Source organism: Sphingomonas swuensis (assembly GCF_039538045.1).
GTDB lineage: Bacteria > Pseudomonadota > Alphaproteobacteria > Sphingomonadales > Sphingomonadaceae > Sphingomicrobium > Sphingomicrobium swuense.
The window spans coordinates 2,411,959-2,437,909 of the sequence record NZ_BAABBQ010000001.1; the positions used below are offsets into that span (position 1 = coordinate 2,411,959).

Consider the following 25,951-nt stretch of genomic DNA (forward strand, 5'->3'; position numbering starts at 1 on the left):
CTTGTTCCTCTTGAGCTTGCCCGCGAAATAGGAGGGGCGAGCCGGAAAGGCCAGCCCTTCCAAAGACCATCCTTATTCGGAGTCCGAGGAGCGCACGCCGTCGGAATCGACCAGCTTTTTGAAGGGCGCCAGCAGGTAGAGGGTGACGAAGGCCATGACGGTCAGCACCAGCGCGACGTCGATCGCCCCGAGCCCGACGGACAGGCCGATCGCGCCCGTCACCCACAGGCTCGCCGCGGTCGCGGTTCCCTTGACGCTGTCCTTGACCTTGAGGATCGCGCCGCCGCCGATGAAGCCCATCCCGGTGATCAGCCCCTCGACCACCCGCGCGGTCGCCTCGGGGTCATTGCCGATGATCCCCTCGCTCGCCTGGAGGAAGCCGCAGGAAGCGACCGCGACCAGCGGGAAGGTCCGCAGGCCCGCGCTTCGCTCCTCCTTTTCGCGATTCCAGCCGATCGGAAGCGCCAGCAGGTAGGCGAGGACGAGCGCCGCCAGGTGCGGCAGGATGTCGAAGTGGTCGGTCCCGAGTATTTCCGTCATGGGGCCGTAACATTTCGCCCGCGGCTTGGCTCCCGGCCAGCGCGGCAGGCGTCCGCGAGGGACCGAGCCGTCGGGCCGGTCCCTCGCTTCCGTGGCTTACTTCGCGCCGACCTGCTGGCCGGCGGTGCCCTTGGCGTAGAGCCCCTGCTTCTCGAGCCCGCGAAGCACGTCGTCGGCGACCTTGGCGTTGTAGGCCGCGACCGTGCTGATCACCTTGCCGTCCTTGTCGAGCAGCATGGCGTCGCCTTCGGCCCCATCGGCCACCAGCCGGACATAGACCGGGTTGGGATAGAGGCGGTTCGAAGCCCCGTTCGAACCATCGACCGCGGCGCCGATGACGCCGCCGGCAAGGATGTTGCCGAAGGTCGATCCGGCCAGCCGGCTCTGGATGTAGACTTCGACCGACTTGTAGCCCGAGCGGCTGTAGGTCGCCATCGAATCGCTTCCGCGCTTCATGTCGAACTGGCACGGCGTGGTGCAGCTCGGCCCGGTGACCAGCTTGACCACGGCGCCGTCCGGATCCGAGCGGAAGTTGACGGGCTGGCTGGTGCCGTTGAGCACGGTGGCGCAACCGGTCACGCCAAAGGACGCCGCCGCGAGCGCGGCGAGAGCAATGACTCGCTTCAAGATTATTCCCCCAATTACACCCGGGCGAGAAGGCCCGGAGCGACTTGGTAAGGTTCCGGAACGACTTTTCGCAAGTCGTTCCGGAACCGGGATCAATCAGCTGCAGCAATGTTGTTCGGAAGCCACATTGCTAACGAGCAGTGGCTGTCATGAGGGTGTTAAGCCCCTTCCGGCCTACCGACCTGCCGCCCGCGAAGAGACGACGCGATTGGCGCTGTCGGTGACGATGTCGAGCAGCTGGCCGGCGCCGTTGCGTGCCCGGACGAGCGTCTGGCCCTGCGCATTGACCGTTCGCGACACCTCGGTCAGCCCCGCCCGGGCGAGGTCGAGCACCTGCCCGGAGCGGAGCAGGTTGGTGGCAATCCCGCCGACCGTGCCGACCGCGTTGTTGGCGACCCCGCCGACCGTGCCGACGGTGTTGTCGACCGTGCTCAGCAGTCCGCTGACGATCTGCGGATTGCTGTCGACCGTCTGGAGCGTCCGCTCGATGATCGCCCGGACATTGTCGAGCCGCACCACGAGGGTCGCGGTCGCCTGCACGTCCTTCAGCTGGATCTTGACCTGGTCGACGCTGACGTCGGCACCGGCGGTCAGCTTGAGCAGCCCGCCAAGCCGCGCGTCGAGCGAGATGTTGGCGTTGAGCTTCGAGACCTCGACCGTCAGTTCGCCGACCGACAGGTTGGGGATGTCGAGGAGAACGTCGGGCTGGTCGCCCGAAGCCGAGACCTGCTGCGCGAGCTGGGTCGAGGCGCCGGGCTGCGGCTGGGCGGGACGCCGCGTCTGGGCCTCGGCAGGCGCCGCGGTCGCAAGGATTGCCGCCGCAGAGGCGCAGATCATGACTTTCATTACCGATATTCTCCCTGTTGAACGCTTTACTCGGGTTGCGCCGCCGGAGCCGCCCCCGGCTCGACGACATGCGCCCTGATGTCGACCGTGTAGGCCGGATTGCGGATCTGCTTGCGGCCGTTCGGCGCCGGACCCTGGATGTCGACGACGTTGCGATCCCCCGCGCTGACCCGGACCTCGGCCCGCCCGGCCTTCTCGATGGTCAGCGAGCGAGCGCGGACGGTGGCCTTGATCTCGATGTCGGGGGGCGTGGCGGCAACCTGCAGCGCCAGCATCAGGGGGATCATGATCATCAGGAGGCGCAACATGCGCCATCGGTGACGGTTCCCGCAATCACCGAGACTGTCCCGCTGCGTTGAGGTCAGCCCGCCTGCGCGGCCTTCAGCACCTCGGCCGCGTGGCCCGGCACCTTCACCTTGCGCCAGGCCCTGAGCAGCGTTCCGTCGGCCCCGATCAGGAAGGTCGCGCGCTCCATCCCCATATACTTGCGGCCGTACATGCTCTTCTCGACCCAGGTTCCGAACGCCTCGCTGACCTCGCCCTCGTCGACCGCGAGCGGCACCTTCAAGTCATATTTGGCGATGAACTTGTCGTGGCTCTTGGCGCTGTCGCGCGACACTCCGACGACCTTCGTCCCAGCCGCCGCGAACTCGGCGGCCAAGGCGGTGAAGTCCTGCGCCTCGCGGGTGCAGCCCGAGGTGTCGTCCTTGGGGTAGAAATAGAGCACCAGCCTGCCGCTGGGCGAGCCGAGGTCGATCGTCTCGCCCGCAGTCGTGGCGAGATTCAGCGCCGGTGCCTTCTGTCCTTCCTCGATCATCGTCCGTCCTTCACTCTTTCCCAGCGCTCCGCGATCCGCGCCCGCGCCGCGTCCATCGCCGCCAACAGCCCATCCCAGCCCTCATGTCCACACAGGCTTGCGACGAGGGCGCGGCTGGCCGGGGGCAGCTCCTCGCGGGTCTCGGGCGCGACCAGCCGGAGCACGACGAGGAACCGGCTGAGCAGGCGGAGATCGTCGTCCGCCCGAACATCGAGCAGCCCTGCCTCTACCAGCGCGGCGATCGCCACCTCCAGCCGCGGGTCGAGCCCGACGCCATGGGTCAGCTGAAGCACGTGAACGGTGAACTCGAGGTCGACCAGCCCGCCCGCACCAAGCTTGACGTCAAGCGGCCCGCCTGGCGGCTTGTGCCGCGCCATCTCGGCCCGCATCGTCGCCGCGTCGGCACGGACCTTGGCCGGGTCGCGCGGCTCGGTGAGGATGGCGCAGACGAGATCGCGCACCCGCTGCTGGAAGGCCGCGCTTCCGGTCAGCGGCCGGGCCCGGCACAGCGCCAGATGCTCCCAGGTCCAGGCCTCGCGCCGCTGGTAGTCGGCGAACGCCTCGAGGCTGACCGCGAGCATGCCTTGTGCGCCCTGCGGCCGCAGTCGCGTATCGACCTCGTAGAGCGCGCCGGCCGCGGTCGGCACCGACAGGGCCGCGACGATGCGGCTCGCCAGCCGGTTGTAATAGTCGGTCGCGGTCAGCGGCCGCGCGCCGTCCGAGCGGCTGTCGGGCGGCGCGTCGAACAGGAAGATGAGATCGAGGTCGCTCGCGTCGGTCAGCGCCTCGCCGCCGAAGCGGCCCAGCGCCAGCACCGCCAGCTCGCCGCCCGCGATGCGGCCATGTGCCTCGGCGAAGGCGTCGCCAACCTTGGCCGACAGCGCCACCACCGCTGCCTCGGCCAGGTCGCTGTAGCCCTTGGTGACGAGGATCGGGTCGCGGTGCGCGGCGACCAATTGCACCCCGAGTGCGAAGCGGCGCTCGCCGACGAGCCGGCGGATGAGGTCGAGCGCCTGGTCGAGCCCCTCGCCACCGACGCGCTTGCCGAACAGCTCGGCCAGCGCCTCGGCATCGGGCGGCGCGGCGAAGCTGCTCTCGTCGACCAGCCCGTCGAGCAGGGTCGGGCGCCGAGCCAGCTGATCGGCCAGTGCCGGCGCATGGGCGAGCACCAGCGCAAGATGATTGGCAAGCGCCGGTCGCGCCTCGAGCAGGCGGAAGAAATTGACCCCGCTCGACAGCCGCTCGACGATGTCGCTGAAGCGGTTGAGCGCGCGCGCCGGGTCGGGACCGGCGGCCATCAGCGGAAGAAGCGTCGGAAGCATCGCCTCGAACGCCTGCCTGGCGGGCTGCGAGCGCAGCGACCGTGCCTTGCCCGAGCGCCATTCGCCGACCCGCCGAGCCGCTTCCGCGGGATCGGGCCAGCCCATGTCGGCAAGGGTCCTGGCGAGGATGTCCGGATCGTTCGAGAGGCCGCGGGTGCGGTCGCGGACGAGACCGTCGAACGTCTTCCCGACCCGCTCGACATGTGGCCGCAAGCGTTCCAGCAGCGCCTCACCGTTGATCCCATCGAGTCCTGCCACGGCGTCGAGCGCAGCGCCGCGGGGAAGCCGATGCTCCTGCCGGTCGTCGATCATCTGCACCCGGTGCTCGGCGGTGCGGAGCGCGCGATAGGCCGCCGCGATTCCGTTCGCGACTTCCGGTTCGAGCCGCCCCGCCGCCTCCAGCGCCGCCAGTGCCTCGACCGTCGCCGAGGCACGCAGCCCGGGCTCGCGCCCGCCATGCACCAGTTGCTGGACCTGGGTGTAGAACTCGGCCTCGCGGATCCCGCCGCGCCCGCGCTTGAGGTCGAAGCCGGGCCCGAATGCCTGCCCCTGCGCATAATGGTCGCGGATGCGGAGCGAGATGTCGCGGATCTCGTCGATCGCGCCATAGTCGAGCGCCCGCCGCCACACGAACGGCCTAATCTCGTCGAGGAAGCGTCGGCCAAGCGCAATGTCGCCGGCGCAGGCGCGGGCGCGGATGAATGCCGCCCGCTCCCATGGCAGTGCCTGGCTTTCGTAATAGGAAATGGCGGCATCGACCGGAAGCGCGATCGGGGTCACCTCGGGCGACGGCCGGAGCCGCATGTCGACCCGTGCAACATAGCCATGCTCGGTCCGCTCCTGGATGAGCTCGATCATCCGCCGGCCGTAGCGCACCGCGGCTTGGCCCGGCTCCTCGCGTGCCCGCCGCGGCAAGGTCGCGGGGTCGAACAGCAGGATGATGTCGACGTCAGAGCTGTAGTTGAGCTCACGGCTGCCGAGCTTGCCCAGCGCAAGCACCGCCATCCCTGTAGGCTCCTCGTCCGGAACCCGCTCGGTCATCGCTTGGGCGAGCGCTGCGTCGAGCGCTCGGTCGGCGAAGTCGGACAGGGCGAGGGTGACCTCCTCAAGCCCGAGCTCGCCCGACAGGTCTCCGAGCGCCACGGCGAGCGCAAGCCGCTGCCGCTCGACCCGCAGCGCCTCACCGACCGGCCTCCCGCCGACCGTCGCAGCCATGCCCAGCGCAGCCTCACTGCCCTGCTCCTCGAATGCGCGGACAAGATCGGGGTGGCGCTCGATCAGCCCGCCGAGGAATGGCGACCAGCGCCGCGCCCGCGCCAGGCTTGCCGAGCGATCGACGGGACTGTCGCTCATGGGATACTTTCGGCAGGAAGCGTCGGTCTGAGAAACACTTGGCTCTTTGCGGCGTTGAACTGACAAATGAAATCCGAGCCACTCTCTACGGCGGCGTTGGTAGAAGCGAACGACTCCATGGATCGACGTATCATCAGGGTCGAGCTACCTCCTGCTCATGCCGGTGTCACCGCCGCACTGCGACGGGCGTTCGCGTCCGTCCCAGCGGGGTCGGAAGACCGCCAGTTCGAAGAATTGCTGGCGCGCCTCGGTTGACACCCTTGCCGGCGAAAGCCGGCAGTAGACGCGTACAAGAAAGGGCTCCGGTTTTCGCCGGAGCCCTTTTTCTTTGTCCATCGTGAGGGCTGAGCCGTATCAGCCGCGGTTGCCTGCCAGCTCGTCGACCTCGCCCATGATCTGCGACAGGGCGCTGTGATTGGGATCGGTCTTGTGCTGGCGCCGGCTCGGAAGCTTGCCGCCGCTGAGCAACTGCTCGAGCGCAACCCGCCCGCGCGCCACCCGGCTCTTGATCGTCCCGACCGCGCAGCCGCAGATTTCGGCCGCTTCCTCATAGGCGAAGCCACCGGCGCCGACGAGGATCAGCGCCTCGCGCTGGGGCTGCGGCAGGTGCATGAGCGCCCGCTGCATGTCGCCCAGTTCGACGTGACGGTCCTGGCTCGCCGGAGCAGCAAGCAGCTTGGAGGCGGTGATCTCGTCCCACTCGCCCTTGAAGCGGGCGCGCCGCATCTGGCTGAGGAACAGGTTGCGCAGGATGATGAAGGTCCAGGCGCGCATGTTGGTCCCGGCCTGGAAGCGCTTGCGCGCCGCCCATGCCTTCAGCAGCGTTTCCTGAACGAGATCGTCGGCAAGGTCGCGGCTGCCCGAGAGCGAGCGCCCGAAAGCGCGGAGATGCGGGATGACCTGCGCGAGCTGGGTCTTGAACTCCGGGTCCGACAGCGGAACCGGTTCTTCCCGGGCTGCCTCGGCTGGCCGGCTGTCAAGTTGGTCGCTCACTGATCCCCGCCGAAACTCGCTGCGTGCCGCGGCACCGCGTGCGAAATGGTTCATAACTCTACCGGATCCGCTCAGCCGGCGACAAGCAAGATGATCGCAAAGATCAGAATAACAAGCCCAAGTCCGCCGAACAGCGCGACCCGAGCGACGCCCGGCGTTGTTCCGGCACGCGCTTCGGTTCCGGTCAGATGATCCGGATGATTGGGATCCATGTAACGTTGCACTCCCGCAGATAGATTTCGGAGCGCCAACGCAACGATGGGAACCTCGGTTCCCCTGAACCTCGGACTTAGCTGGCCGGAACGGTCGCCGCGTCGAAGAACAGCGCCTGCGCGATCGCCGCCTTCACCGTCGCCCGCTGGAACGGCTTGGTGATGAGGAAGGTCGGCTCCGGACGGGTGCCGGTCAGCAGTCGCTCGGGGAAGGCGGTGATGAAGATCACCGGGACCGAGAATTCGGCGAGGATGTCGCGGACGGCATCGATGCCGCTCGAATCATCGGCCAGCTGGATGTCGGCCAGCACCAGTCCCGGCGGGTGGGCGCGGGCCTGGGCCACCGCCTCGTCGCGGGTCACGGCGACGCCGGTGACATTGTGGCCGAGGTCGCGGACGATCGTCTCGATGTCCATCGCGATGATCGGCTCGTCCTCGATGATCAGGACGTCGGCCAGCGTCTGGCGCTCGATCTCGCCCAACGCTTCCTGGACCAGATTGTCGATCTCGCCCGGCTGGGCACCGATCAGGTAGCCGGCGTCGGTCGCCGAGAAGCCCTCGAGCGCGGTCAGCAGAAGCGCCTGGCGCGACAGCGGGGTGATCCGGCTCAGCCGGGCCTGGGCGATCCCTTCGGCATTGCCGAGGTTCTCGCTGCCGAAGTCGCCGCCTTCCTCGATGTTGGCGGTCGACCAGATCGCGTGGAAGGTCTTGTACAGCCCGAGCCGCGGCTCGACTTCGCGGGGGAAGCTGTCGGGAGCAGCGACGATCGCCTCCAGAGTCGCGCGGACGAAAGCATCTCCGTGGGTCTGGCTACCGGTAAGCGCCCGCGCATAGCGCCGCAGAAAGGGCAGATGCGGCGCAAGTTCCTGGCCAAGCGACATGGTTCAGTCGTGCTCCTAATTCGTTGTTGCCGACCCTATTGGAAGCCGGTTCGTTAAACTGCAACCCTCGGCTCGGACCGATTACGATCCTGAAACAAAAGTGCGCGCTGGTCGGAACAAAGCTGTCACGTTTTGGTTTCGTGGGTCGGACAGTCTCTCGATTGACGAGCGGGCTGCAAGACTCATACGTGGGCCGGTGGGGCTGAGGCCCGAGAGTTTAAGGAAGCAGTCATTGCGCCAGGCCATGAAGCGGCTGGAGGGGGACAGTGGGTTGAGTGCGGATATGAATGAAAGTCCGCCACCCGCGGGAGAACCCAAACCGAAGGCGCGCCGCAAGGGCGCTGCTCCCGACGACGTCGGCAAGGCGCTTCGCAGCGCCTATGACGAGGCGCTCCGCGAAGAGGTACCCGACGACTTCCTTGATCTACTCGGGAAGCTGAGCTGAGCCGGGCCGTGCCCGCAACGCTTCGCTCGACGCGATGATTCACAAGCTCAGTCACTGGTTCCAGCAGCTGCCCACCGCCGGCAAGCTCCTGCTGCTGCTTACCGCCGCCATCCTCCCGCTCGGCCTAGTGCTGATCCTTGCCGCCTCGTCCGGCATCGACCAGGCCAATCGTGCGCTCGAGGGGCGTGCGACCGACCAGGGGCGGATCGCCATCCGCTCGATCGACAGCCTGATCGCCCGCAACGTCCTTGCTCTCCGCGTGGCCGCCAATGCCGCGATCAACGATCCGGGCGACCCGTGCGAGCAGGTCCAGCGCTCGCTCAGCCTGTCGCCCAACGTCCCCGACAAGTTCATCCTGCGCGACCAGGTCGGGACCGAGCTGTGCGCTCGCGGACAGGCCGACACGACCGAGCGTTCGACCCTGCTGGTTCCCCCCGGCAATGTCCGCCTCTGGATCTCCCCGAGCAAGGGCAGCCTCTATTATCGCGTCGGCGTCTATGGCGGATCGGCGACCGGCTCGATCGACCGCGAAGACATGCGCGAGGCGCTTGCCGCTGCGCGGGCCGAGACCGACAGCTTCATCCTGTCCGACGGCAATGGCGACATCCGGCTCAGCAGCCCCGCGGTGGAGCGGCCGATCGCCGGCTTCGAGCGCGACACCAGGGTCATCGAGCGACCGATCGCCGCCGGCCAGCTTCTCGCCCGCTCGACCGTGTCGAGCGAGCGCGTCGCCTCGGTCGACCGCGCCATCACCCTCCTCCCGGTGCTGATGTGGATCGTCGCGGCCTTCCTCAGCTGGCTGGTCGTGCGCACCTTCCTGCTCGCGCCGCTGCGCCGGATGAGCCGGGCCATCGCCGCCCATGATCCCGACGATGGCGCGCTGGTCCTGCCCGAGAAGCTCGGCTCGGCGATCGAGATCCGCGAACTCGGCGCCTCCTTCACCCGCGCCGTCGAGCGGATCGAGCGCAGCGAGAAGAACATGGCCGAGGCCCTCGAAGGGCAGCGCAAGCTCGTCCGCGAGGTCCATCACCGGGTCAAGAACAACCTCCAGGTCGTCGCCTCGCTGCTCAACATCCATCGCCGCAGCGCCGGTTCGGACGAGGCGCGCGACGCTTATTCCTCGATTGGCCGGCGGGTCGACGCGCTCGCCGTCGTCCACCGCAACCATTTCGCGGAGCTCGAGGAGAATCGCGGGATCGCGCTGCGGCCGTTGCTGTCGGAGCTTGCCGCCAACCTGCGCGGAAGCGCGCCCGATCATGCCCGCATGCTCGACATCGGGCTCGACCTCGAAAGCCTCAACACGACCCAGGACGTGGCTGTCGCGACCGCCTTCCTAACCACCGAGATCGTCGAGCATGCGATGCTGACCGAGCCCGACGCGCCGGTCACCCTGTCGCTTCACCGGACCGGCGATCTTACCGCCCGCTTCGTTCTCTCGACGGGTGCCCTGTCCGAGCAGATGGGGCCCGAGCACCAGCAGTTCGAGCGGATCGTCGCCGGGCTCGCCAAGCAGCTCCGCTCGCCGCTCGGCAAGGAGCCGGGAAGCTACACCGTCGACCTTCCGGTATTTCCCGCCCGCCCGTAAAAAAATTCGACGGGGGCAGGAACCCCGGGCGCCATACGCCGTTCTACACTTCGGATAGCGACCTTTTGCCCCCCCGCTCTCGCTGTCCGCTTACACGGGCCCGAAGTCGTCAACCCTCCCCCCCCCGGTGACGACTTCGGGCCCGCTTTGCGTCTGGGCTTCCGAGCCGTTGCGACGACCACGCCGCCAGTGGGTCAGCCGGATGGCGAGGATCGCGAACTCGTAGAGCAGGTAGAGCGGCACCAGCAGCAGCAGCATCGACACGGCGTCGGGCGGGGTCAGCACCGCCGACACGCCGGCGCAGACCACGATCGCGTGGCGCCGCTTGGAGGCGAGCTGCTCGCGGGTCACGACCCCGGCCCGCTCGAGGATCATCAGCAGCACTGGGGTCAAGAAGGCCACCCCGAAGCCGAACAGGAAGCGGGTCACGAAGTTGAGGTAGTTGCCGACCCCCGGAAGCGCCTCCTGCTGCACTCCGCCGACATTGCCCTCGAAGCTCAGCAGGAACTTGAGCGCCCACGGCATCGCCACGAAATAGGCGAACAGCGCGCCCCCGGCGAAGAAGAAGGGCGTCATCACTAGGAACGGCAGGAAGGCCCTCTTCTCCTTGGAGTAGAGGCCGGGCGCGACGAACCGCCAGATCTGTGTCGCGAAGACCGGGAAGCACAGCATCAGCGAGGCGAACAGCGCGACCTTCACCTCGGTGAAGAAGGCCTCGAAGACGTCGGTGTAGATGAGCTTGCCCTGGCCTGCCGCCAGCAGCGGCTGGACGAGCAGCGCGAAGATCGGCTTGGCGAAGGTAAGGCACAGGAAGAAGGCCCCGACGAGGGCGGCCAGGCTTACCAGCAGGCGCCGGCGAAGTTCGACCAGATGCTCAAGCAGCGGCGCCTTGGTTTCGTCGATCTCGCTCACGGCAGTTCGCGCCGGTGGTGCTCGGGATCGGGAAGCGGAAGCGTCGGCTCGTCGTTGTGGGGCGTCGGCGCGACCCTGTCCTCGTCCGTCGCGATCGCTGGCGAGGGACGATGCTCGCCTTCGAGCGGCCGCATCACCGCGCCATGCTCTTCCCGCGCGCCCGGATAGGGCAGCGCTGCCGGAAATTCGCGCATGATCCGCTCATTCTCCTCGCGCCAGCGCTTCTCCATCTCTTCCAGCTCCGCCTCGCGCATCATGTTTTCGATGCCGGAGGTGAAGTGGCGGGCATGGGCACGCGCCTTGCCGACCCAGCGCCCGACGGTGCGCATGGTCGCAGGCAGCTCCTTGGGGCCGATGAAGATCAGCGCCAGCACCGCGACGATGAAAAGTTCGCTGCTGTCGACGCCGAACATGTGGGGAAAGCCTTCCGCTTAGCCGCGCGGGTCCTGGCTCGGCGGGGGTGGGGGCGGCGGCGCGACCGGGTCGGCGACCCGCGGATTGGGGGTCACGTCGATCGGACGGTCGGGGCTGCCGAGGCGCGAGCGCTGCAGTTCGGCCTTGCGGCGCTCCTCTTCCTCGTCGTCGGACATGCCCGCCTTGAAGCTCTTCAGCCCCTTTGCGACGTCACCCATCATGTTCGAGAAGCGATTGCCGCCGAACAGCAGGAGAAGAACGACCGCGAAGATCAGGATATGCCAGAAGCTGAAACCGCCCATGATGAAAAACACTCCTTGTCGGCGGGCTACTTAGGCGTCTTCCCCGTCGCTTTCCAGCGGAAGCGTGCCGAGCGCCTCCTCCATCGGGTCGAGCAGCCCGGCGGCGCGGAGATCCTCGAGACCGGGCAGGTCGCGCCGGCTCCCCAGACCGAAGTGGCTGAGGAAGTCGGCGGTCGTGGCGTAGAGCAACGGCCGCCCCGGGCCCTCGCGCCTGCCCGCCGGGCGCACCCAGCCCGCCTCCATCAGCACGTCGAGAGTCCCCTTCCCCGCCTGGACCCCGCGGATCGCCTCGATCTCGGCGCGGCTGACGGGCTCGTGATAGGCGATGATCGCCAGCGTCTCGGTCGCCGCCCGGCTCAGCCGCCGCGGCTCCTCGCGGGTGCGGCGGAGAAGGTGCGCGAGGTCGGGCGCGGTTTGGAAGTGCCAGCGCCCGCCACGCTCGACCAGCCGGACACCGCGCCCGTCATAGTGTCGGGCGAGGGTCTCGAGCGCCGCCGCGACGTCGCCCTCGCCGGCATGGGCGGCGATGTCGTCCGGGGCGAGCGGCTCGGCAGCGGCGAACAGCACCGCCTCGACCGCGCGGGTGAACTCGTCGCTCATCGCTGCGCCCGCTTGAGCTCGATCGGTGCGAACGCCGCTTCCTGGCGCAATTCGAGCCGTCCCTGGCGCGCCAGCTCGAGCGCCGCGACGAAGGAGGAGGCCAGCGCCGAGCGGCGATAGGCAGGGTCCTGGCTCGCCGGCACGAAATGCTCGAGCCGGGTCCAATCGAGCGCGCTTCCGACCATCGCCGCCACCCGCTCGATCGCTTCCTCAAGCGTCAGCACCGCGCGCCGCGAGACCACGTGAAGCACCGGCGCGCTGCGCGCCCTCACCTGTCCATAGGCCGCGGCAAGCTCGAACAGCGACGCCTGCCAGGCGCTCTTGCGAACCTGGCGCAGCCCCTCGGGCGCGCCCCGCCCGAATACGTCGCGGCCGAGCCGGTCGCGGCCCATCAGCCGGGCGCCCGCCTCGCGCATCGCGTCCAGGCGCTGAAGCCGGAGCTGGAGCCTCGCCGCCAGCTCCTCGGGGCTCGGGTCCTGCTCCGGATCCTTGGGCAGCAGCAGGCAGGATTTGAGATAGGCCAGCCACGCCGCCATCACGAGATAGTCGGCGGCGATCTCCAGCTTCAGCGCCTTGGCGCCCTCGAGGAAGGAGAGATATTGCTCGACCAGCGCAAGGATCGAAATCTGCTGCAGATCGACCTTCTGCGCCCGTGCCAGGCTGAGCAGCAGGTCGAGCGGCCCTTCCCATGCGCCCAGGCTGAGCTGAAGGCTTTCGTCCTCGGGAAGGAGGGTCATGCGTCGCTCGGTCCGGCCGTCACCGGACGATGTCAGGCGAGCGCGAGCAGTTCATCCCGCACCGCCACCGCCGCCGCGAAGTCGGGACCGTCCTCGCCGCCGACGCGGGTGCCCGCCATCGCCCGCGCCAGACGTGCCTCGCCCTCGACCCCGAGCGCGCCGACATGGTTGGCGACGTCGAGCATCTCGTCGAACTTGCCCGAACAATGGAGGGTCAGGTCGCAGCCTGCCGCGAGCGCCGCCGCCGACCGCTCTCCGGCCGATCCCGACAGCGCTTCCATTCCGATGTCGTCGGTCATCAGCAAGCCGGTGAAGCCGATCCGCTTGCGGATGATCTCCTCGATCACGAACGGCGACTGGCTCGACGGGCGCTCGGAGTCCCAGGCGTCGAACAGGATATGCGCGACCATCCCCATCGGCGCTTCGCGAAGCGCCTCGAACGGCTCGAGGTCGATCTCCAGTTCCTCGGCACTGGCGGTGACCAGCGGCAGTTCCTTGTGGCTGTCGACCGTCGCCCGGCCATGGCCCGGCATGTGCTTGACCACCCCGACCACCCCGGCCGAGGCCATCCCGTCGAGCACCGCGCGGCCGATCGCGGCCACCTGCATCGGCTCCTCGCCATAGGCCCGGTCGCCGACGATCCGGTCGGCGTCGGGCTGGCGGACGTCGAGCATCGGCGCGCAATTGACGTTGATCCCGTGCGCGGCGAGCATCAGGCCGATCGCCCGCGCGTTCATCCGCGCCGCCTCGATCGCCGACGAGGGAGCGGTCCGGTAGAGCCGGTCGAAGGCGCCTCCAGCCGGAAGCTGCGGCCAGGCCGGCGGCCGCATCCGCATCACCCGCCCGCCTTCCTGGTCGATCAGGATCGGCAGGTCGTCACGCCCGTGAATGTCGCGCAGCGCGGCGGTCAGCGCCTTGAGCTGCTCGGGGTCGCCACAGTTGCGCGCGAACAGGATGTAGCCCGCAGGATCGACCTCGCCAAAGAAGCTCCGCTCCTCCGCGGTCAGCGTCAGTCCCGACATGCCGTAGATCGCGGCCTGCATGGCTCAGCGCACCACGAAGCAGGCGTCGCCCGCCGCCTTGAGCAACTGACAGGCGCGGCGCGCCTCGTCGGGGCTGGCGAAGCTCGCGCGAAGCCGCTGTCCCTTCTGGAACGGGACCACGACCTTGCCCGCGCCGGCCAGTGCCGGGAAGCGGCCCGACAGGCTTGTCCAGGCGGCATTCGCCTGGCTCGGATTGTCGTAGAAGCCGAGCTGGACCGTGCTTCCCGACGGCCCCGACGGCGCCGCGGCCTCGGGCTGCTCGGTGGAGGCCGGCTCCTCTTCTTCGGCCGGGGCCGGAGTGGTCGCCTTGGGTTGCGGGCGTGCGACGGGGGTCTCGGGCATCGCGTCGAGGTCAAGCTGGCCGTCGACCTTTTCGCCCGCGCCGGTGGCGAAGGCGGTCTCGCTGTCACCGGCGACGTTGATCCCGCCCGGATCGCTCGGACGCACCTTGTAGGGGCCGGGCTCGGCCTTGATCAGCTCGGGCGCGCCGGTGCCTTCGTCGGCACTGTTCCGGCCGACCCACCAGAGCGTCCCGGCGACCAGCGCCGCGGCGAGCAGCACGACCAGGATCGCGGCGAGCATCTTGCGCGCGGACAGCGCCGGCGGCTCGTCCTCGTCATCGACCGGCTCCAGCCACGGCAGCGGCTCCCCGTCCATCCCCTTCACGCTCGCCATTTCAGTACACCACCACGCAGCTCTGTCCCGCCCGTTCGAGCTGCTGGCATATGACCGCCGACTGGGCTTGAGAAGAGGTGCCGAGCTGAAGCCGGTACATTCGGGTCCGCCGCGCGCTGCCGAGGCCACGGACGTCGACCGTGTTGATCATCCGCGGCTTGGTCGAAAGATAGGGATAGCGCCGGGTGACCTTGCGCCACGCCTGCTCGGCCTGGGTCCGATTGGGATAGGCCCCAAGCTGGATCACCCGCCCGCGGTTGGTCTGCGGATGGTAGACGACGACCGGCTGCGGTCCGGTGACCGGAAGCGGCGCGGTGACCGGCTCGTCGGCCGGGAACACGCTCCGGCCCTCGCTCTCGGGGCGAGTTGGAGCCGCGGCGCGCGAGCGTTCGGCGGTGCGTACGGGTGCAGGCGGAGCGGTCCGGACGAGCGCTGGCGGCCGGGCGGACGTCACCGTCTCGGCGACGGGCTCGGGAACGGGTTCGGGAGGCGGCACCTCGACCGGCGCGGTGGCGACCGGCGGCACCGGAACCGCGACCGGCTCCTCGATCGGAAGCTGCGGCGCCCGCGCCTCCTTCTGGCGGGTGCCGAGCCACCAGGCCCCCACCCCGACCGCACCGATCAGCAGCAGCAGGAGCAGGTAGAAGGGCCACATCGAGCGGCTTCCGACGGGCGGCCGGGCAAGCGCCTCCGCATCGCCGGGCGTGCGCCCCTGCCCCCGACCGGCACTTGCAAGAACCGGCTCGTCACTCAGCCAGGGCAGGCGCTCGCCGCCGTCGTTCATAGGCCTAACGCATCTCCTCCGCAGCCTCGACGCCCATCAGGTCGAGTCCGTTCCGAAGCACCGACTGCACCGCGTTCGCCAGTTCGAGACGGGCGCGGCTCAGCGCCGGCTCTCCCTCGACGAGGAAGCGCCGGCCGGGATCGTCATTGCCCCGGTTCCAGCTCGCATGGAACGCCGCCGCCAGCTCGTAGAGGTAAAATGCGATACGGTGCGGCTCGTGCGCGACGGCTGCCGCCTCAACCACCCGCGGATAGTGGCTGGCAAGGCGAATGACCCCGAGCTCCTCGGCGTCGAGCAGCGACAGGTCCGCCTCGCCGCCATCGAGCCCGGCCTCGGCCGCCTTGCGCTTGAGGCTGGCGATCCGGGCATGCGCATATTGGACGTAGAAGACCGGATTGTCCTTCGACGCCTCGACCACCTTGGCGAAGTCGAAATCGAGCGGCGTGTCGGCCCGCTTGGTCAGCATGATGAAGCGTACGACGTCCTTGCCGACCTCGCGGACCACGTCGGCCAGGGTCACGAAATTGCCCGAGCGCTTGCTCATCTTCACCGGCTCGCCGGCGCGCAGCAATTGCACCATCTGCACCAGCTTGACGTCGAGCACGTTGCGCCCCGCCAGCGCCGCGACCGCTGCCTGGGTCCGCTTGACCGTCCCGCTATGGTCGGCGCCCCAGATGTTGATCAGCTCCTCGGAGCGCTCGAGCTTCTGGAGGTGGTAGGCGGTATCGACCCCGAAATAGGTCCAGCTCCCGTCCGACTTCTTCATCGGCCGGTCCTGGTCGTCGCCGAACTCGGTCGAGCGGAACAGGGTCAGCTCGACCGGCTCCCAATCCTCGACGCTCTTGCCCTTGGGAGCTTCGAGCACGCCTTCGTAGACGAGTCCCTTGGCGCGAAGCTCGGCCACCGCCCGATCGGCCGCGCCCGAGGCGACCACCTCGGCCTCCGACGAGAAGAGGTCATGGTGCACGCCGAGCAACGCGAGATCGTGGCGGATGAGATCGAGCATCGCCGCCACCGTCTTCTCGCGGAAGGCGGGAAGCCACTCGGCCTCGGGCTTGCCGACCATCGCCGAGCCATGTTCGGCCGCAAGCAGCGTTCCGACGGGCTTCAGATAGTCGCCCGGATAGAGCCCCTCGGGGATCTCGCCGATGTCCTCGCCGAGCGCCTCGCGGTAGCGCAGGTGTGCCGAGCGGGCGAGCGTGTCGACCTGGCTCCCGGCGTCGTTGACATAATATTCCTTGGTGACCGCGAAGCCCGCCGCCTGGAGCAGCCTGGCGAGCGCGTCGCCGACCACCGCCCCGCGGCAATGGCCCATGTGCATCGGCCCGGTAGGATTGGCCGAGACATATTCGACATTGACCCTCTTGCCCCGGCCGATGTCCGACAGGCCATAGTCCGAGCCGGCGGCGAGGATTCGCTTCAACTCGTCGCGCCACACGTCCTGGCCGAGCCGGATGTTGATGAACCCCGGGCCCGCCACCTCGACCGCCTCGACTCCGGGCAGCGCCTCGAGCTTGGCCGTCAGCAGCCCGGCGAGCGCGCGCGGATTGGTCCCGGCCGGCTTGGCCAGCACCATCGCCGCATTGGTCGCAAGATCGCCGTGGCTCGCGTCGCGCGGCGGCTCGACCGTGACGTTGCCACGCGGCAGGCCGGCGGGCAGCGCGCCCTCGGCGGCAAGCGCGTCGAGCGCCTGGTTGATGTGGTCGGTGAAGGTCGCGAACAGGCTCAAGGTCTTGGCAGCCGTCTATATTGTGTCAGGAAGGGACATGCCCTTACGCCAAGCCGGCCTTTGCAGTCACCCCCCGTTCAGCCCTGGAGGACGAGTGCGTCCGGTGATGCGACGCGTGACCATGACCGCCGGCCGGCCGCTGCTGGCTCTCGCCCTGCTGTTCGCCGTGGCCCAGCCGGCCGCCGCCCAGTCGATCCTCCGCGACAGCGAGACGGAGAAGCTGTTCAACGACATGTCCCGGCCGCTGATCGAAGCGGCCAAGCTCGACCCCAAGAACGTCAAGGTCGTGCTGATCAACGACCCCGAGATCAACGCCTTCGTCGCCACCGGGCAGACGGTCTACCTTCACACCGGGCTGATCACCGCCTCGGACAATGCCAACCAGGTCCAGGGCGTGATCGCGCACGAGCTCGGCCACGTCGCCGGGGGTCACTCGATCCGCATTCAGGACGGGGCCAAGCAGGCGAGCGGCATCTCGATCCTCAGCCTGGTGCTCGGCGGCCTCGCCATGGCGGCCGGCGCGGGCGAGGCGGCGATGGGCGCGATGGCGCTCGGTCAGCAGGCGGCGATGGGCCAGTTCCTCGCCTTCACCCGAGCGCAGGAAACCAGTGCCGACCTTGCCGGCGCTTCCTACCTCGGCCGGGCCGGCATCTCGGGCCAGGGCTCGATCGACTTCTTCAAGAAACTGCAGGGGCAGGAATATCGCCTCGCAGTCTATTCGACCGACAGCTACAACCGCACCCACCCGCTGTCGTCCGAGCGCATCGCCTCGCTGACCCAGGTCTACCAGAACGATCCCGCCTGGAAGCGCCGCAGCGACCCCGCGCTCGAGGCCCGCTTCCAGCGCGTCCGGGCCAAGCTCATCGGCTACATCAGCGCCAAGGAATCGGTGCTCCGGGTCTATCCGGCAACCGACACCTCGATCCCGGCGCGCTACGCCCGGGCCTATGCCTATCACCGGATGGGGGACCGCGACTCGGCGCTTCGCGAGGCCGACGCCCTGCTCGCCACCGCCCCGCAGGACCCCTTCTTCCTCGAGCTTAAGGGCCAGATCCTGCTCGAGAGCGGCAAGCCGTCCGACGCCCTGACGCCGCTCCGCGATGCCGTCGCGAGGGCGCCCGACCAGCCGATGATCCAGGCGATGCTCGGCCATGCCCTCCTCGCCACCGAGAAGCCCGCCAACTTCCCCGAGGCCGAACAGGTGCTCAAGGCTTCGATCGGTCGCGACGCCGAGCAGCCCTTCGCCTGGTACCAGCTCGGCATGATCTACGACCGCAAGGGCGACACCGCCCGGGCCGCGCTCGCCACTGCCGAACGCTACAGCCTCGAGGGCGAGCCCAAGCTCGCGCTGAGCAGCGCCGAGCTGGCGCTTCGCGGCATTCCGCAGGGCACCCCCGATTACATTCGCGCGCAGGACATCGCGATGGTATCGCGGACCGCAGTCGACAAGGACAAGAAGCGCAGGCGGGACAAGTGAACGAACACAGGGGGGCAAGTGCGTGGGGTGCCGCGCTGGCGGGCGCGGCTGGCGGAGCGGTGGCGACCGTTCTGCTGGCGGTCGCCGCGGTGCAGAGCGGCTGGGGCGACCGGCTCGTCCGCCAGGCGATGGTCGACAATCCGCAGATCCTGACCGAAACCGCCGACGCGCTTCGTGACCGCCAGTTCGCGCCGGTGCTCGCCGCCAACCGCCAGTCGATCGAGACCCCGTTCGGAAGTAGCTGGGAAGGCGCCCGCGACGGCGACGTCACGCTGGTCGAATATTACGACTATGCCTGCGGCTACTGCAAAGCCTCGCTTCCGGTGATCGACAAGCTCGTCGCCGAGGATCCGAAGCTCAAGGTCGTCTACCGCGAGTTCCCGATCCTCGGGCCCGAGAGCGAGGCCGCCTCGCGAATGGCGCTGGCCGCAAGCAAGGCGGGTCGCTTCATGGCCTTCCACGACGCCATGTATGCCGCCGGCCGGCCTTCGCCCGCGACGCTCGAGCAGGCCGCTCGCGCCGCCGGCATCCCCAACGCCATCCCGGCCGATGGCGAGGTCGATAAGGAGCTTCGCCGCAACTTCCAGCATGCGCAGCAGCTCGGCGCCAGCGGCACCCCCCTGTTCGTGGTCGGCGACAAGGTCTTCAACGGAGCGGTCGGCTACGAGGTCCTCAAGCAGGCAATCGCCGAGGCCCGCAAGAACAAGGCCTGATCCTCCCCGTTGACAAGGGTTCGGCTTGGGCACAGCCTTGCCCCTGAACGACGTGGTTCGTCGAGGGAGGTTTCCATGCTGCACAGGATCGCGTTGGCCGTCGTCATGGGATGTGCCGCAACCATGGCCTCCGCCCAGGGCTCGCCGGCCCGCCAGGCGCAGCCCGACACCTTCGACAACCGCATCCGCGAGCGCGACTTCTTCGAGCACAGCCTGCAGGCCGATCGCGGCTTCAGCGCCCGCTCCTACGCAACCGCGCTGACCTTCGCCGGCTGCGCCAACGGGCTCCAGCCGGCCGCGGTCGCCGCGGTCCTCCAGACTCCGGCCGCCTCGCGCGAGGAAGAGGCCGCGGTCCAGCGGCTCGTCTCGCAGGTCCGGGCCTGCGGCCGCCGCGAAGGCGTCCACCCGGCGCTGCTCCGCGGCGCGCTCGCCGAAGTCTCGTGGAAGGCCACCGCGCCCGCCGCCTCAGCCGCCCCGGCCGAAATCTCGATCGACGACGTCGAGAGCTTCATCAAGCGCGGTCCGGCGGGCGAAGCACGGATCAAGGTCAACAACCTGCCGATCGCCTCGGTCGCCCGCTGCCAGGTGCTCGCCCTTCCCGCCGCCGCCCGCGAGGTGCTCGCCACCCCCGCTGGATCGCCGCAGGAGCAGGCGGCCGCGGCCAGGCTGTACGGCGGCTCGCGCCTGTGCGGCGGTGTCGAAGGGCTCGGGAAGACCCCGGTCGTCGCCATCCGCGCCGCCCTGGCCGACGCCTTCTACCAGCAGTCGAAGGCGACCGGCCGGCCCTGAGCGCGCCGTTAGGGCTTGTCTCGGCCGGCGCTGCGGAGGAAGGCCGCGGCATGGACTTCGACGATCTTCTCCAGCGCTACTTTGCGACCACCGATCTCGCGAGCGTCTCGCCTGCCATGCTCGAAGCCGGGACCGACCGCCTCAAGGTCGATCTCGGGCTTGAGAAGGACCGCGCGCGTCGCTTCGCGCTCTGGTCGTTGCTGTTCATGCTCGGGGAAGCGCCAGACCTCGACGTCGCTTTCCCCGACCCGTCGGATCAGGACGCCGCGCGCAACCTGATGGACCTGCTCGCCGCCTCGGGTGGGGAATAGGCCTCAAGGCGCCGGCCGGGGGATCCTCTTGCCCTTGCGCCTACTGGTGAGGTGGACCGCCCCGCAACGGCCGCAGCGATAGGTCCGAAGGTCGAGGCCGAACGACTCCGCCGCCGCCCGGGCCGTTGCCTCGTCCGGGTAGCCCGCCTTGCGACGACAGATGCTCAGGCGCGTCCGCATCAGCGCCCGACCTTGAGCAATAGGATTTCACCTGCCAGAAACGAACCCATGCGGTTCGACATCCCATGTCGCGTGAACATCGTCGCCGAAGTTACCCCGGCGATCGAAAACCGCTCACCTGGGTAACAAGGGTAACTTTGCCAGCCCTCGTCACTCGGCGTCGGGCCGTCCCTTGAAGCCTTGGGCCACCACATACCATTCGGACGAATCCTTGCGACTGGCCGGCGGCTTGGCATGCTTCACCGTTGCGAAGTGCCGTTTCAGCTCGGCGAGCAACTGGTTGTCGGTCCCCCCGGCCAGCACCTTGGCGATATAGGCGCCGCCCGGCTTCAAAACGTCCTTGGCGAATTCGAGCCCGAGCTCGACCAGCCCCATGGTCCTGAGGTGGTCGGTCTGGGGATGGCCGACGGTGTTCGCCGCCATGTCGGACAGCACCAGGTCCGCCTCGCCGCCGAGCGCTTCCTTGAGCCGCGCGTCGGCATCCTCGTCGGTGAAGTCCATGTGGAGGATGGTGACCCCGTCCATCGGGTCGACCGGGAGGAAGTCGATTCCGACCACTGCTGCCCCCGGCACCTTCTTGCGCACCACCTGGCTCCAGCCGCCCGGCGCGATGCCGAGATCGACCACCGCCTTGGCGCCCTTGAGGAAGCGGAACTTCTCGTCGAGCTCGATCAGCTTGTAGGCCGCGCGGCTGCGATAGCCCTCGGCCTTGGCGCGCTTGACGTAGGGATCGTTGAGCTGCCGCTGCAGCCACTTGGTCGACCCGACCTTGCGCCCCTTGGCGGTTCGGACGCGCGTGTTCACAGCGGGTGCCCGTCGCGCGCCATCAGGCTGCGCAGGATGCCTTCGCGGATCCCGCGGTCGGCGATGCCGAGCTGGTCGGCGGGCCAGATGTCGAGGATTGCCTCGAGGATCGCGCAGCCGGCGACGACCAGGTCGGCGCGCTCGGAGCCGATGCATGGCAGGCCCGAGCGCTGTTCGAAGTCCATCTCAGCAATCATGGTCGAGATGTCGCGCATGGCTGCGATCGGCACGTGCAACCCATCGACTGCGCGCCGGTCGTAGCTCGGCAGCGCGAGGTGGACCGAGGCCAGCGTCGTCACCGTGCCCGAGGTTCCGAGCAGCCGGATATTTTCCTTATCCTCGGGCAGCAGCTCGGAGAAGCGCGCGAAGGCGTGGCGGGCGCGCTCGCGCATCCGGCTATAGGCACTGACCCGGTCGGCGCCTTCGATCGCCTCCCGGCCCTCGCTTTCGGTCAGGCTGACCACGCCCCAAGGCGCGCTCCACCAGGCCTTGATCCGCGGCGGGGCGTCCTCGCCCTCGCCCGGCTCGACCAGCACCAGCTCGGTCGATCCCCCGCCAATGTCGAAGATCAGCGCCGGGCCGTCGCCGGGCTCGAGCAGCTTGTGGCAGCCGAGCACCGCAAGCCGCGCTTCCTCCTGCGGCGGAATGATCTCGAGCACGATCCCGGTCTCGCGGCGGACCCGCTCGGCGAAGTGGCGGCCGTTGGCGGCGCGGCGGCAGGCCTCGGTGGCGACCGAGCGGGCGAGTCCCACCCGGCGGCGGCGGAGCTTTTCGGCGCAGATGCCCAGCGCCTCGACCGCGCGGTCCATCGCGCCGTCGGTCAGCCGCCCGCTCGAGGCGAGCCCTTCGCCCAGCCGGACGATCCGGCTGAAGGCGTCGACCACGGTGAAGCCCTCGCCCGTCGGGCGGGCGATCAGCAGGCGGCAATTGTTGGTGCCGAGGTCGATCGCCGCATAGGTCTGCGACGGCGGCACGGCCGTCCGGTCTCGGCTGCTCGGCCGGCCCGGTCTTGCCGGGCTCGCCGGCGACGGCGCGGGGTGAGTCGCCATCCTCTTGTCTCGTCCATTCTCTGCACCGGCGGCGGAACATGCCGCCGGCTGACTTGCCGACAGGCTTAAGCCAGATCGATCAACCGGCGCAAGGGACGGCACTTTTCATTGACAGCGCCCGGCCCGCCCCCTAGCTGGCCTCCCAGCGCAGCCCTCGGGCCGCGCCTCAGGCTCTTGCCCGATCGTCTAATGGTAAGACTACGGACTCTGACTCCGTCAATCGTGGTTCGAATCCACGTCGGGCATCCACCTCCACCCTGATCAGCGAACCATCGCCACCGGCTTGCCGGCCTTGCGCCTGGCCTTGGCCAGTTCCTCGTCCTCGCGCTTGCGGTCCTCGGCGATGAGCTGGGTGGCCGAGCCGAGATTGTTGCCTTCCAGCGCGTCGAGGATCGCATTCAGACGCTCGACGTCCTTGCCCCCGTGCGGCGCATAGGCGAGCGGCGCGAGCGTGTCGGCCGCCTCCTTCGCCTTGCCCTGTCGGACGTAGTCGCGGACCATTGCCCAGCGCAGCCGCCGGTCGGCCGGTGACAGTTCGAGCGCGTAGGCGAGACCTTCGCTGGCATCCTTGGTCGGTGTCTGCCCGGCTTCCTCGAAGGTGCGGTGATAGTGGATCAGTGGACGCGGGTCCTCGGGATCGGCGCGGTTGGCCTTGAGGAACAGCGCCCGCGCGGCGGGCCAGTCGGCGGCCTGCTTGCCGGTGACGTGCCGCTCGACGATGGTCCGTCCCTTGACGAGCAGCGCGGGAATCGAGTTCGGCTGCAGCGCCAGCGCCTGGTCCGCCGCGGCGATCGCCGCATCGTAGCGTTCGTCGTCGAGCTCCGCCTCGGCCAGCGCGACCCGCACCGCGACATCGCCGGGATAGCGCGCGGCGATGGTCCGAGCCGCCGTCGCCACTCCGCCGGTGCGCTCGAGCGAGACTCCGCTGCGGCTCATCATCGAGACGCCCATCATTGCCGATTCGCCCGCCGACAGCGGCTCGATCACCGGCGCAGCGACCGTCAGCTTGCTCGCCGGGACGGTGACGTAGGGGAAGCGGGTCTGGCGGACATATTGGTCGAGCTCGGAATGGAGCCGCTTCAGGTCGCCGAAGGCATCACGCGCGGCGGTCATCGCCGGCTTGCCCGCACGAAGGCCCGCGACATAGGTGTCGAGCTGACCCTTCCGGGCGGCATTGAAGGTCAGATAGTGGACCAGCAGCCAGCCGCGGCCGTACAATTCCACCCCGTAATAGTTGCGCAGCTGCTTCCAGCTTCCGCCGACCATGATGTCGGTCGGAAGCGGCGCATAGAGCTTGGTCAGGAGGATCTCGGCGCGATGCGCGGCCGGCGCCCCGAGACCGACCGAGCCGTCGGCCTCGAACTTGGCGGTCGAGAAGAACTCCGCGAAGCCCTCGCTCAGCCACATCGGCATGACCGTCACCATGTTCTCGTACATCAGGTGATGGGCATATTCGTGGAAGAAGACGTTGTCGGCGGTGAGGTCGAGCCGCGTGTCCGGATCGGTGTCGAGCGGAACGAAGGCGACGTTGGAGCCGGCCTGGTGCACGTAGAAACCGCCGACCCCCGAGCCGCCGTAGATGCTCGCGATCTCGGGCAGGTTGCGGACGGCGAACAGCTGCAGCTTGTTGGCGCGGATCGGTTCGGGATCGCCAACGCCGCGGGCGAAGCGCACCGCCTGGTCGAACTTTTCGAGCCGGGTGGCATAGGCCTGGAGTTCGGCCGGGCTCTGGTCGGAATAGATGACGAAGTGGCGGGTCGTCGCCTTGCTCCATCCCGCCATCGCCGCGCTGGACGTCATCGCCAGCCCGGCAGCCGCGGCCGCCAGCATCCACCTGCCAATCATACGCTTCACTCCCCCTTGGATTAGGGGAAGTTTAGCAAGGCTTTAGCGACTGTGAAGAGGATCAATTCGCGAGTGCGACCTTGGTCTCGTCTCGCCCGCCATCAAGACCATAGATATCCGGCGCGTAAGCAAGGCTTCCGTCACTGCCCGCCCGCACCGTCAGATAGGTGAGGTAGACGGGCACACCCTGAGGAAGGGCGACCTGATATTCCGGACGATCGCTGCTGGGCTTGGGTTCGCGGCCGAGCAGCCACTGGCCGAGCCGGGCGGCATCCTCGAGCCGGACGCAGCCCGAGCTGTAGGCGCGCTCGGCCTCGGCGAAATATTCGCGCTGCGGGGTGTCGTGGAGATAGATGCCCATGTCGTTCGGGAATTCGAACTTCATCGCGCCCATCATGTTGCCGCTGCCCGGCTTCTGCCGGACCCGCGCCTCGACGGTCCCTGCGGCGACCGCCTTCCAGTCGATGGTAGCCGGATCGACCACCTGAGCGCCGGCGTCCCAGCCCGAAAGCGCCTCGTAGCCGCGCGACTTGAACCAGCTGACGCCGTTGCGGACGACGTTCGGAGCGATGTTCTTGGCGGCGAGGTCGACGGGCACGTTCCAGTAGGGATTGAAGGTCACCTGGCGGAGCGTACCGGCCATCAGCGGAGTCTTCATCGTCGGCTTGCCGACGACCACCTTCATCTGGTCGACCACCCGGCCGCCGTCCATCATCATCAGCTGCTGGCTGGCGATGTCGACCAGCACGAAGCGGCCGCTCGCCGGAAGCACCTTGGCCCGGTCGAGGCTCGAACGCAGCGCCTGGCTCGGCTGGCCGAGGAAGCGCATGTCGCCCTCGGCGGCGGTCTTGAGCGCGGCGTAGAAGGGGTTGATCGCCGCGGTGGTGCGGACATGGGCCGCGAGGTCGGGCGCCGCTGCAGCCGCTTCGAGCACCTGCGCCGGGGTCGGAACCTTGGGGCTGAGCGCCGGGTCGGCATAGATCATCCCGTTGCGGCCGGGCCAGCGGAGCGCCTGCGCGTAGAGCACGAAGCCGTTGCTCATCAGCTTCTCGGCCTCGCGTTCGGCACCGGGAACGCCCCGCTCGGCGTCGGCCAGCACACGCTCGATGCGGCCGGCCAGCTCGGGGCCGTCGGAGTAGCCATCGACCGGCGCCTGGCGCAGCGAATCGAGCAGTGCCCGGACCGCTTCGGGCGAACGCAGCCAGAGCGGCTGCGCCCGGCCCTCGTAGAAACGGGCAACGGCACTTGCGGGGGCCATCTGGTCGGCGGCACTGACCGCCGCCGTCGCAGGCATAGCAAGGCCCAGTGTCGCCGCAGCAGCGGCGCCAATCAACAGGCGTTTCATCCGGCAATACTTTCTGAAAATCAGTCTCTTGCCGGTTTAACGATTGACTAACTCAGTAGTTTCAAAGGGTGTTTCCACCGATCCAGCGCTCGAGCCGCGCCTTGAAGCCGCGCCGTTCGGGAAGGAAGGCGGGCTCGGGTGTCGGCTCCGCTTCCTCGCTCTCGGCATCGAACAGCTGGAGGTTGCGCGGAAGCCGCGGCCGGAGGGTCTCGCGACCGCGCATCACGTCCTCGGCAAGCGCCAGCGCACGATGCACCTCGTTGCCGGTGAACGGCTTGAGCAGAAGTCCGAGAGCAAGGTCCGGCATCGCGAAGCCGGGGGCGCGTCCGGTCACGAACAGGCAGGGCACCCCGACATCGTTCAGCCGGACGGCAACCGAGAAGCCGGTCGAGCCGCGGGCGAGATGGAGGTCGACCAGAGCGAGGTCGGGTTCCTCGCGCTCGAGGATCTCGAGCGCGCTGCCGAGGTCCTCGGCGATCCCGATCACCCGGTAGCGCGGGTTGTCCTCGACCAGGTAACGAAGCGTTTCCGCCAGTGGCCGCTCGTCCTCGACAATCAGGATTTTCAGCACCTTGCACCCTCCCGGCGGCACAGCCGCCCTGTGGATAAGGTTGCAGGGGA

The 25,951-nt window shown here is 68.7% G+C and carries 29 protein-coding genes and 1 tRNA gene; 7 read left to right on the forward strand and 23 right to left on the reverse strand.

From position 1 onward, the window contains the following. Positions 1-72: 72 nt before the first annotated feature. The 9 genes from ABD727_RS12055 to ABD727_RS12095 all read right to left on the reverse strand — a co-directional run bounded on the left by ABD727_RS12055 (position 73) and on the right by ABD727_RS12095 (position 7,591). The gene (locus tag ABD727_RS12055; protein ID WP_344707627.1) at positions 73-540 is read right to left on the reverse strand and encodes an MgtC/SapB family protein; all 468 of its coding nucleotides are present in this window, start codon (positions 538-540) and stop codon (positions 73-75) included. 96 nt (positions 541-636) lie between these two features. Continuing rightward, positions 637-1,167, reverse strand: coding sequence for a hypothetical protein (locus ABD727_RS12060; protein WP_344707628.1), 531 nt, complete (start codon positions 1,165-1,167; stop codon positions 637-639). A gap of 174 nt (positions 1,168-1,341) precedes the next feature. Further along, a complete protein-coding gene (locus ABD727_RS12065; protein WP_344707629.1) occupies positions 1,342-2,013 on the reverse strand; it encodes a hypothetical protein in 672 nt (223 codons plus the stop codon). Between the two features lie 26 nt (positions 2,014-2,039). Continuing rightward, positions 2,040-2,306: a hypothetical protein gene (locus ABD727_RS12070; protein ID WP_344707630.1), complete on the reverse strand. Its 267-nt coding sequence runs from the start codon at positions 2,304-2,306 to the stop codon at positions 2,040-2,042. 68 nt (positions 2,307-2,374) lie between these two features. Next, the gene (locus tag ABD727_RS12075; RefSeq protein WP_344707631.1) at positions 2,375-2,830 is read right to left on the reverse strand and encodes a peroxiredoxin; all 456 of its coding nucleotides are present in this window, start codon (positions 2,828-2,830) and stop codon (positions 2,375-2,377) included. Further along, positions 2,827-5,505: a bifunctional [glutamine synthetase] adenylyltransferase/[glutamine synthetase]-adenylyl-L-tyrosine phosphorylase gene (locus ABD727_RS12080; RefSeq protein WP_344707632.1), complete on the reverse strand. Its 2,679-nt coding sequence runs from the start codon at positions 5,503-5,505 to the stop codon at positions 2,827-2,829. Before ABD727_RS12080 ends, ABD727_RS12075 begins: the two co-directional genes overlap by 4 nt. A 354-nt stretch (positions 5,506-5,859) precedes the next feature. Next, positions 5,860-6,498 (reverse strand): sigma-70 family RNA polymerase sigma factor, encoded by a 639-nt coding sequence (locus ABD727_RS12085; RefSeq protein ID WP_344707633.1) that lies wholly within the window; start codon positions 6,496-6,498, stop codon positions 5,860-5,862. Positions 6,499-6,569: 71 nt separating this feature from the next. Then, positions 6,570-6,710 carry a hypothetical protein gene (locus ABD727_RS12090; RefSeq protein ID WP_344707635.1) on the reverse strand — a complete coding sequence of 47 codons (141 nt, stop codon included), beginning with the start codon at positions 6,708-6,710 and terminating at the stop codon, positions 6,570-6,572. A 77-nt stretch (positions 6,711-6,787) separates the two neighbouring features. Beyond that, entirely contained in the window at positions 6,788-7,591 is an 804-nt protein-coding gene (locus ABD727_RS12095; protein WP_344707636.1) for a response regulator, read from the reverse strand. Between the two features lie 283 nt (positions 7,592-7,874). Here ABD727_RS12095 and ABD727_RS12100 point away from each other — a divergent pair, with 283 nt between their 5' ends. Together ABD727_RS12100 and ABD727_RS12105 are read left to right on the forward strand one after the other, a co-directional pair. Then, complete coding sequence (locus ABD727_RS12100) at positions 7,875-8,036, forward strand: NepR family anti-sigma factor (protein ID WP_344707637.1); 162 nt, start codon at positions 7,875-7,877, stop codon at positions 8,034-8,036. 34 nt (positions 8,037-8,070) lie between these two features. Next, on the forward strand, positions 8,071-9,621 hold the full coding sequence (locus ABD727_RS12105) for a sensor histidine kinase (protein WP_344707638.1): 1,551 nt from the start codon (positions 8,071-8,073) through the stop codon (positions 9,619-9,621). Positions 9,622-9,711: 90 nt separating this feature from the next. Here the strand turns inward: ABD727_RS12105 and tatC are convergent, their stop codons facing one another. The 9 genes from tatC to argS are packed head-to-tail and all read right to left on the reverse strand — an operon-like array spanning position 9,712 to position 16,817. After that, complete coding sequence (gene tatC, locus ABD727_RS12110) at positions 9,712-10,533, reverse strand: twin-arginine translocase subunit TatC (protein ID WP_344707639.1); 822 nt, start codon at positions 10,531-10,533, stop codon at positions 9,712-9,714. Next, positions 10,530-10,946, reverse strand: a complete 417-nt coding sequence (locus tag ABD727_RS12115) for a Sec-independent protein translocase subunit TatA/TatB (protein WP_344707640.1) — start codon at positions 10,944-10,946, stop codon at positions 10,530-10,532. The genes tatC and ABD727_RS12115 overlap by 4 nt, the downstream gene beginning before the upstream one ends. A gap of 18 nt (positions 10,947-10,964) precedes the next feature. Next, the gene (locus ABD727_RS12120; RefSeq protein ID WP_344707641.1) at positions 10,965-11,249 is read right to left on the reverse strand and encodes a Sec-independent protein translocase subunit TatA; all 285 of its coding nucleotides are present in this window, start codon (positions 11,247-11,249) and stop codon (positions 10,965-10,967) included. A gap of 30 nt (positions 11,250-11,279) precedes the next feature. Beyond that, positions 11,280-11,849, reverse strand: coding sequence for an SMC-Scp complex subunit ScpB (gene scpB / locus ABD727_RS12125; RefSeq protein WP_344707642.1), 570 nt, complete (start codon positions 11,847-11,849; stop codon positions 11,280-11,282). Continuing rightward, the gene (locus ABD727_RS12130) at positions 11,846-12,586 is read right to left on the reverse strand and encodes a segregation and condensation protein A (RefSeq protein ID WP_344707643.1); all 741 of its coding nucleotides are present in this window, start codon (positions 12,584-12,586) and stop codon (positions 11,846-11,848) included. The genes scpB and ABD727_RS12130 overlap by 4 nt, the downstream gene beginning before the upstream one ends. 32 nt (positions 12,587-12,618) lie before the next feature. Next, positions 12,619-13,629 (reverse strand): beta-N-acetylhexosaminidase, encoded by a 1,011-nt coding sequence (nagZ, locus tag ABD727_RS12135; RefSeq protein ID WP_344707644.1) that lies wholly within the window; start codon positions 13,627-13,629, stop codon positions 12,619-12,621. A 3-nt stretch (positions 13,630-13,632) separates the two neighbouring features. Further along, on the reverse strand, positions 13,633-14,304 hold the full coding sequence (locus ABD727_RS12140; RefSeq protein WP_344707645.1) for an SPOR domain-containing protein: 672 nt from the start codon (positions 14,302-14,304) through the stop codon (positions 13,633-13,635). A gap of 1 nt (position 14,305) precedes the next feature. Continuing rightward, a complete protein-coding gene (locus tag ABD727_RS12145; RefSeq protein ID WP_344707646.1) occupies positions 14,306-15,088 on the reverse strand; it encodes an SPOR domain-containing protein in 783 nt (260 codons plus the stop codon). Between the two features lie 4 nt (positions 15,089-15,092). Beyond that, on the reverse strand, positions 15,093-16,817 hold the full coding sequence (gene argS / locus ABD727_RS12150; RefSeq protein WP_344707647.1) for an arginine--tRNA ligase: 1,725 nt from the start codon (positions 16,815-16,817) through the stop codon (positions 15,093-15,095). A 106-nt stretch (positions 16,818-16,923) separates the two neighbouring features. On the opposite strand from argS, the gene ABD727_RS12155 reads away from it, so the two are divergent. The 4 genes from ABD727_RS12155 to ABD727_RS12170 all read left to right on the forward strand — a co-directional run bounded on the left by ABD727_RS12155 (position 16,924) and on the right by ABD727_RS12170 (position 20,107). Beyond that, complete coding sequence (locus ABD727_RS12155) at positions 16,924-18,294, forward strand: M48 family metalloprotease (RefSeq protein ID WP_344707648.1); 1,371 nt, start codon at positions 16,924-16,926, stop codon at positions 18,292-18,294. Continuing rightward, complete coding sequence (locus ABD727_RS12160) at positions 18,291-19,007, forward strand: DsbA family protein (protein ID WP_344707649.1); 717 nt, start codon at positions 18,291-18,293, stop codon at positions 19,005-19,007. Before ABD727_RS12155 ends, ABD727_RS12160 begins: the two co-directional genes overlap by 4 nt. A gap of 123 nt (positions 19,008-19,130) precedes the next feature. Further along, positions 19,131-19,796, forward strand: coding sequence for a hypothetical protein (locus ABD727_RS12165; protein ID WP_344707650.1), 666 nt, complete (start codon positions 19,131-19,133; stop codon positions 19,794-19,796). 50 nt (positions 19,797-19,846) lie between these two features. Continuing rightward, entirely contained in the window at positions 19,847-20,107 is a 261-nt protein-coding gene (locus ABD727_RS12170; protein ID WP_344707651.1) for a hypothetical protein, read from the forward strand. Positions 20,108-20,437: 330 nt separating this feature from the next. Here the strand turns inward: ABD727_RS12170 and ABD727_RS12175 are convergent, their stop codons facing one another. Beyond that, positions 20,438-21,091 carry an RlmE family RNA methyltransferase gene (locus tag ABD727_RS12175; protein ID WP_344707652.1) on the reverse strand — a complete coding sequence of 218 codons (654 nt, stop codon included), beginning with the start codon at positions 21,089-21,091 and terminating at the stop codon, positions 20,438-20,440. Further along, a complete protein-coding gene (locus tag ABD727_RS12180) occupies positions 21,088-22,140 on the reverse strand; it encodes a Ppx/GppA phosphatase family protein (RefSeq protein WP_344707653.1) in 1,053 nt (350 codons plus the stop codon). Before ABD727_RS12180 ends, ABD727_RS12175 begins: the two co-directional genes overlap by 4 nt. A gap of 175 nt (positions 22,141-22,315) precedes the next feature. On the opposite strand from ABD727_RS12180, the gene ABD727_RS12185 reads away from it, so the two are divergent. Beyond that, positions 22,316-22,389 (forward strand) — tRNA-Gln (locus tag ABD727_RS12185). A gap of 12 nt (positions 22,390-22,401) precedes the next feature. Here the strand turns inward: ABD727_RS12185 and ABD727_RS12190 are convergent. The 3 genes from ABD727_RS12190 to ABD727_RS12200 form a co-directional block, all read right to left on the reverse strand. Beyond that, complete coding sequence (locus tag ABD727_RS12190; RefSeq protein WP_344707654.1) at positions 22,402-23,994, reverse strand: hypothetical protein; 1,593 nt, start codon at positions 23,992-23,994, stop codon at positions 22,402-22,404. A 52-nt stretch (positions 23,995-24,046) separates the two neighbouring features. Continuing rightward, a complete protein-coding gene (locus ABD727_RS12195; RefSeq protein ID WP_344707655.1) occupies positions 24,047-25,279 on the reverse strand; it encodes a L,D-transpeptidase family protein in 1,233 nt (410 codons plus the stop codon). Between the two features lie 112 nt (positions 25,280-25,391). Further along, positions 25,392-25,901: a LytR/AlgR family response regulator transcription factor gene (locus tag ABD727_RS12200; protein WP_344707656.1), complete on the reverse strand. Its 510-nt coding sequence runs from the start codon at positions 25,899-25,901 to the stop codon at positions 25,392-25,394. Positions 25,902-25,951: the final 50 nt, after the last annotated feature.

What these genes read in the sequence shown, in the direction of transcription:
- ABD727_RS12055 (WP_344707627.1), bottom strand. Translation starts at nt 540, where the DNA reads ATGACGGAAATACTCGGGACCGACCACTTCGACATCCTGCCGCACCTG.
- ABD727_RS12065 (WP_344707629.1), bottom strand. Translation starts at nt 2,013, where the DNA reads ATGAAAGTCATGATCTGCGCCTCTGCGGCGGCAATCCTTGCGACCGCG.
- ABD727_RS12070 (WP_344707630.1), bottom strand. Translation starts at nt 2,306, where the DNA reads ATGATCATGATCCCCCTGATGCTGGCGCTGCAGGTTGCCGCCACGCCC.
- ABD727_RS12075 (WP_344707631.1), bottom strand. Translation starts at nt 2,830, where the DNA reads ATGATCGAGGAAGGACAGAAGGCACCGGCGCTGAATCTCGCCACGACT.
- ABD727_RS12080 (WP_344707632.1), bottom strand. Translation starts at nt 5,505, where the DNA reads ATGAGCGACAGTCCCGTCGATCGCTCGGCAAGCCTGGCGCGGGCGCGG.
- ABD727_RS12090 (WP_344707635.1), bottom strand. Translation starts at nt 6,710, where the DNA reads ATGGATCCCAATCATCCGGATCATCTGACCGGAACCGAAGCGCGTGCC.
- ABD727_RS12095 (WP_344707636.1), bottom strand. Translation starts at nt 7,591, where the DNA reads ATGTCGCTTGGCCAGGAACTTGCGCCGCATCTGCCCTTTCTGCGGCGC.
- ABD727_RS12100 (WP_344707637.1), top strand. Translation starts at nt 7,875, where the DNA reads ATGAATGAAAGTCCGCCACCCGCGGGAGAACCCAAACCGAAGGCGCGC.
- ABD727_RS12105 (WP_344707638.1), top strand. Translation starts at nt 8,071, where the DNA reads ATGATTCACAAGCTCAGTCACTGGTTCCAGCAGCTGCCCACCGCCGGC.
- ABD727_RS12115 (WP_344707640.1), bottom strand. Translation starts at nt 10,946, where the DNA reads ATGTTCGGCGTCGACAGCAGCGAACTTTTCATCGTCGCGGTGCTGGCG.
- ABD727_RS12120 (WP_344707641.1), bottom strand. Translation starts at nt 11,249, where the DNA reads ATGGGCGGTTTCAGCTTCTGGCATATCCTGATCTTCGCGGTCGTTCTT.
- scpB (WP_344707642.1), bottom strand. Translation starts at nt 11,849, where the DNA reads ATGAGCGACGAGTTCACCCGCGCGGTCGAGGCGGTGCTGTTCGCCGCT.
- ABD727_RS12130 (WP_344707643.1), bottom strand. Translation starts at nt 12,586, where the DNA reads ATGACCCTCCTTCCCGAGGACGAAAGCCTTCAGCTCAGCCTGGGCGCA.
- nagZ (WP_344707644.1), bottom strand. Translation starts at nt 13,629, where the DNA reads ATGCAGGCCGCGATCTACGGCATGTCGGGACTGACGCTGACCGCGGAG.
- ABD727_RS12140 (WP_344707645.1), bottom strand. Translation starts at nt 14,304, where the DNA reads ATGGCGAGCGTGAAGGGGATGGACGGGGAGCCGCTGCCGTGGCTGGAG.
- ABD727_RS12145 (WP_344707646.1), bottom strand. Translation starts at nt 15,088, where the DNA reads ATGAACGACGGCGGCGAGCGCCTGCCCTGGCTGAGTGACGAGCCGGTT.
- ABD727_RS12155 (WP_344707648.1), top strand. Translation starts at nt 16,924, where the DNA reads ATGCGACGCGTGACCATGACCGCCGGCCGGCCGCTGCTGGCTCTCGCC.
- ABD727_RS12165 (WP_344707650.1), top strand. Translation starts at nt 19,131, where the DNA reads ATGGCCTCCGCCCAGGGCTCGCCGGCCCGCCAGGCGCAGCCCGACACC.
- ABD727_RS12170 (WP_344707651.1), top strand. Translation starts at nt 19,847, where the DNA reads ATGGACTTCGACGATCTTCTCCAGCGCTACTTTGCGACCACCGATCTC.
- ABD727_RS12180 (WP_344707653.1), bottom strand. Translation starts at nt 22,140, where the DNA reads ATGGCGACTCACCCCGCGCCGTCGCCGGCGAGCCCGGCAAGACCGGGC.
- ABD727_RS12195 (WP_344707655.1), bottom strand. Translation starts at nt 25,279, where the DNA reads ATGCCTGCGACGGCGGCGGTCAGTGCCGCCGACCAGATGGCCCCCGCA.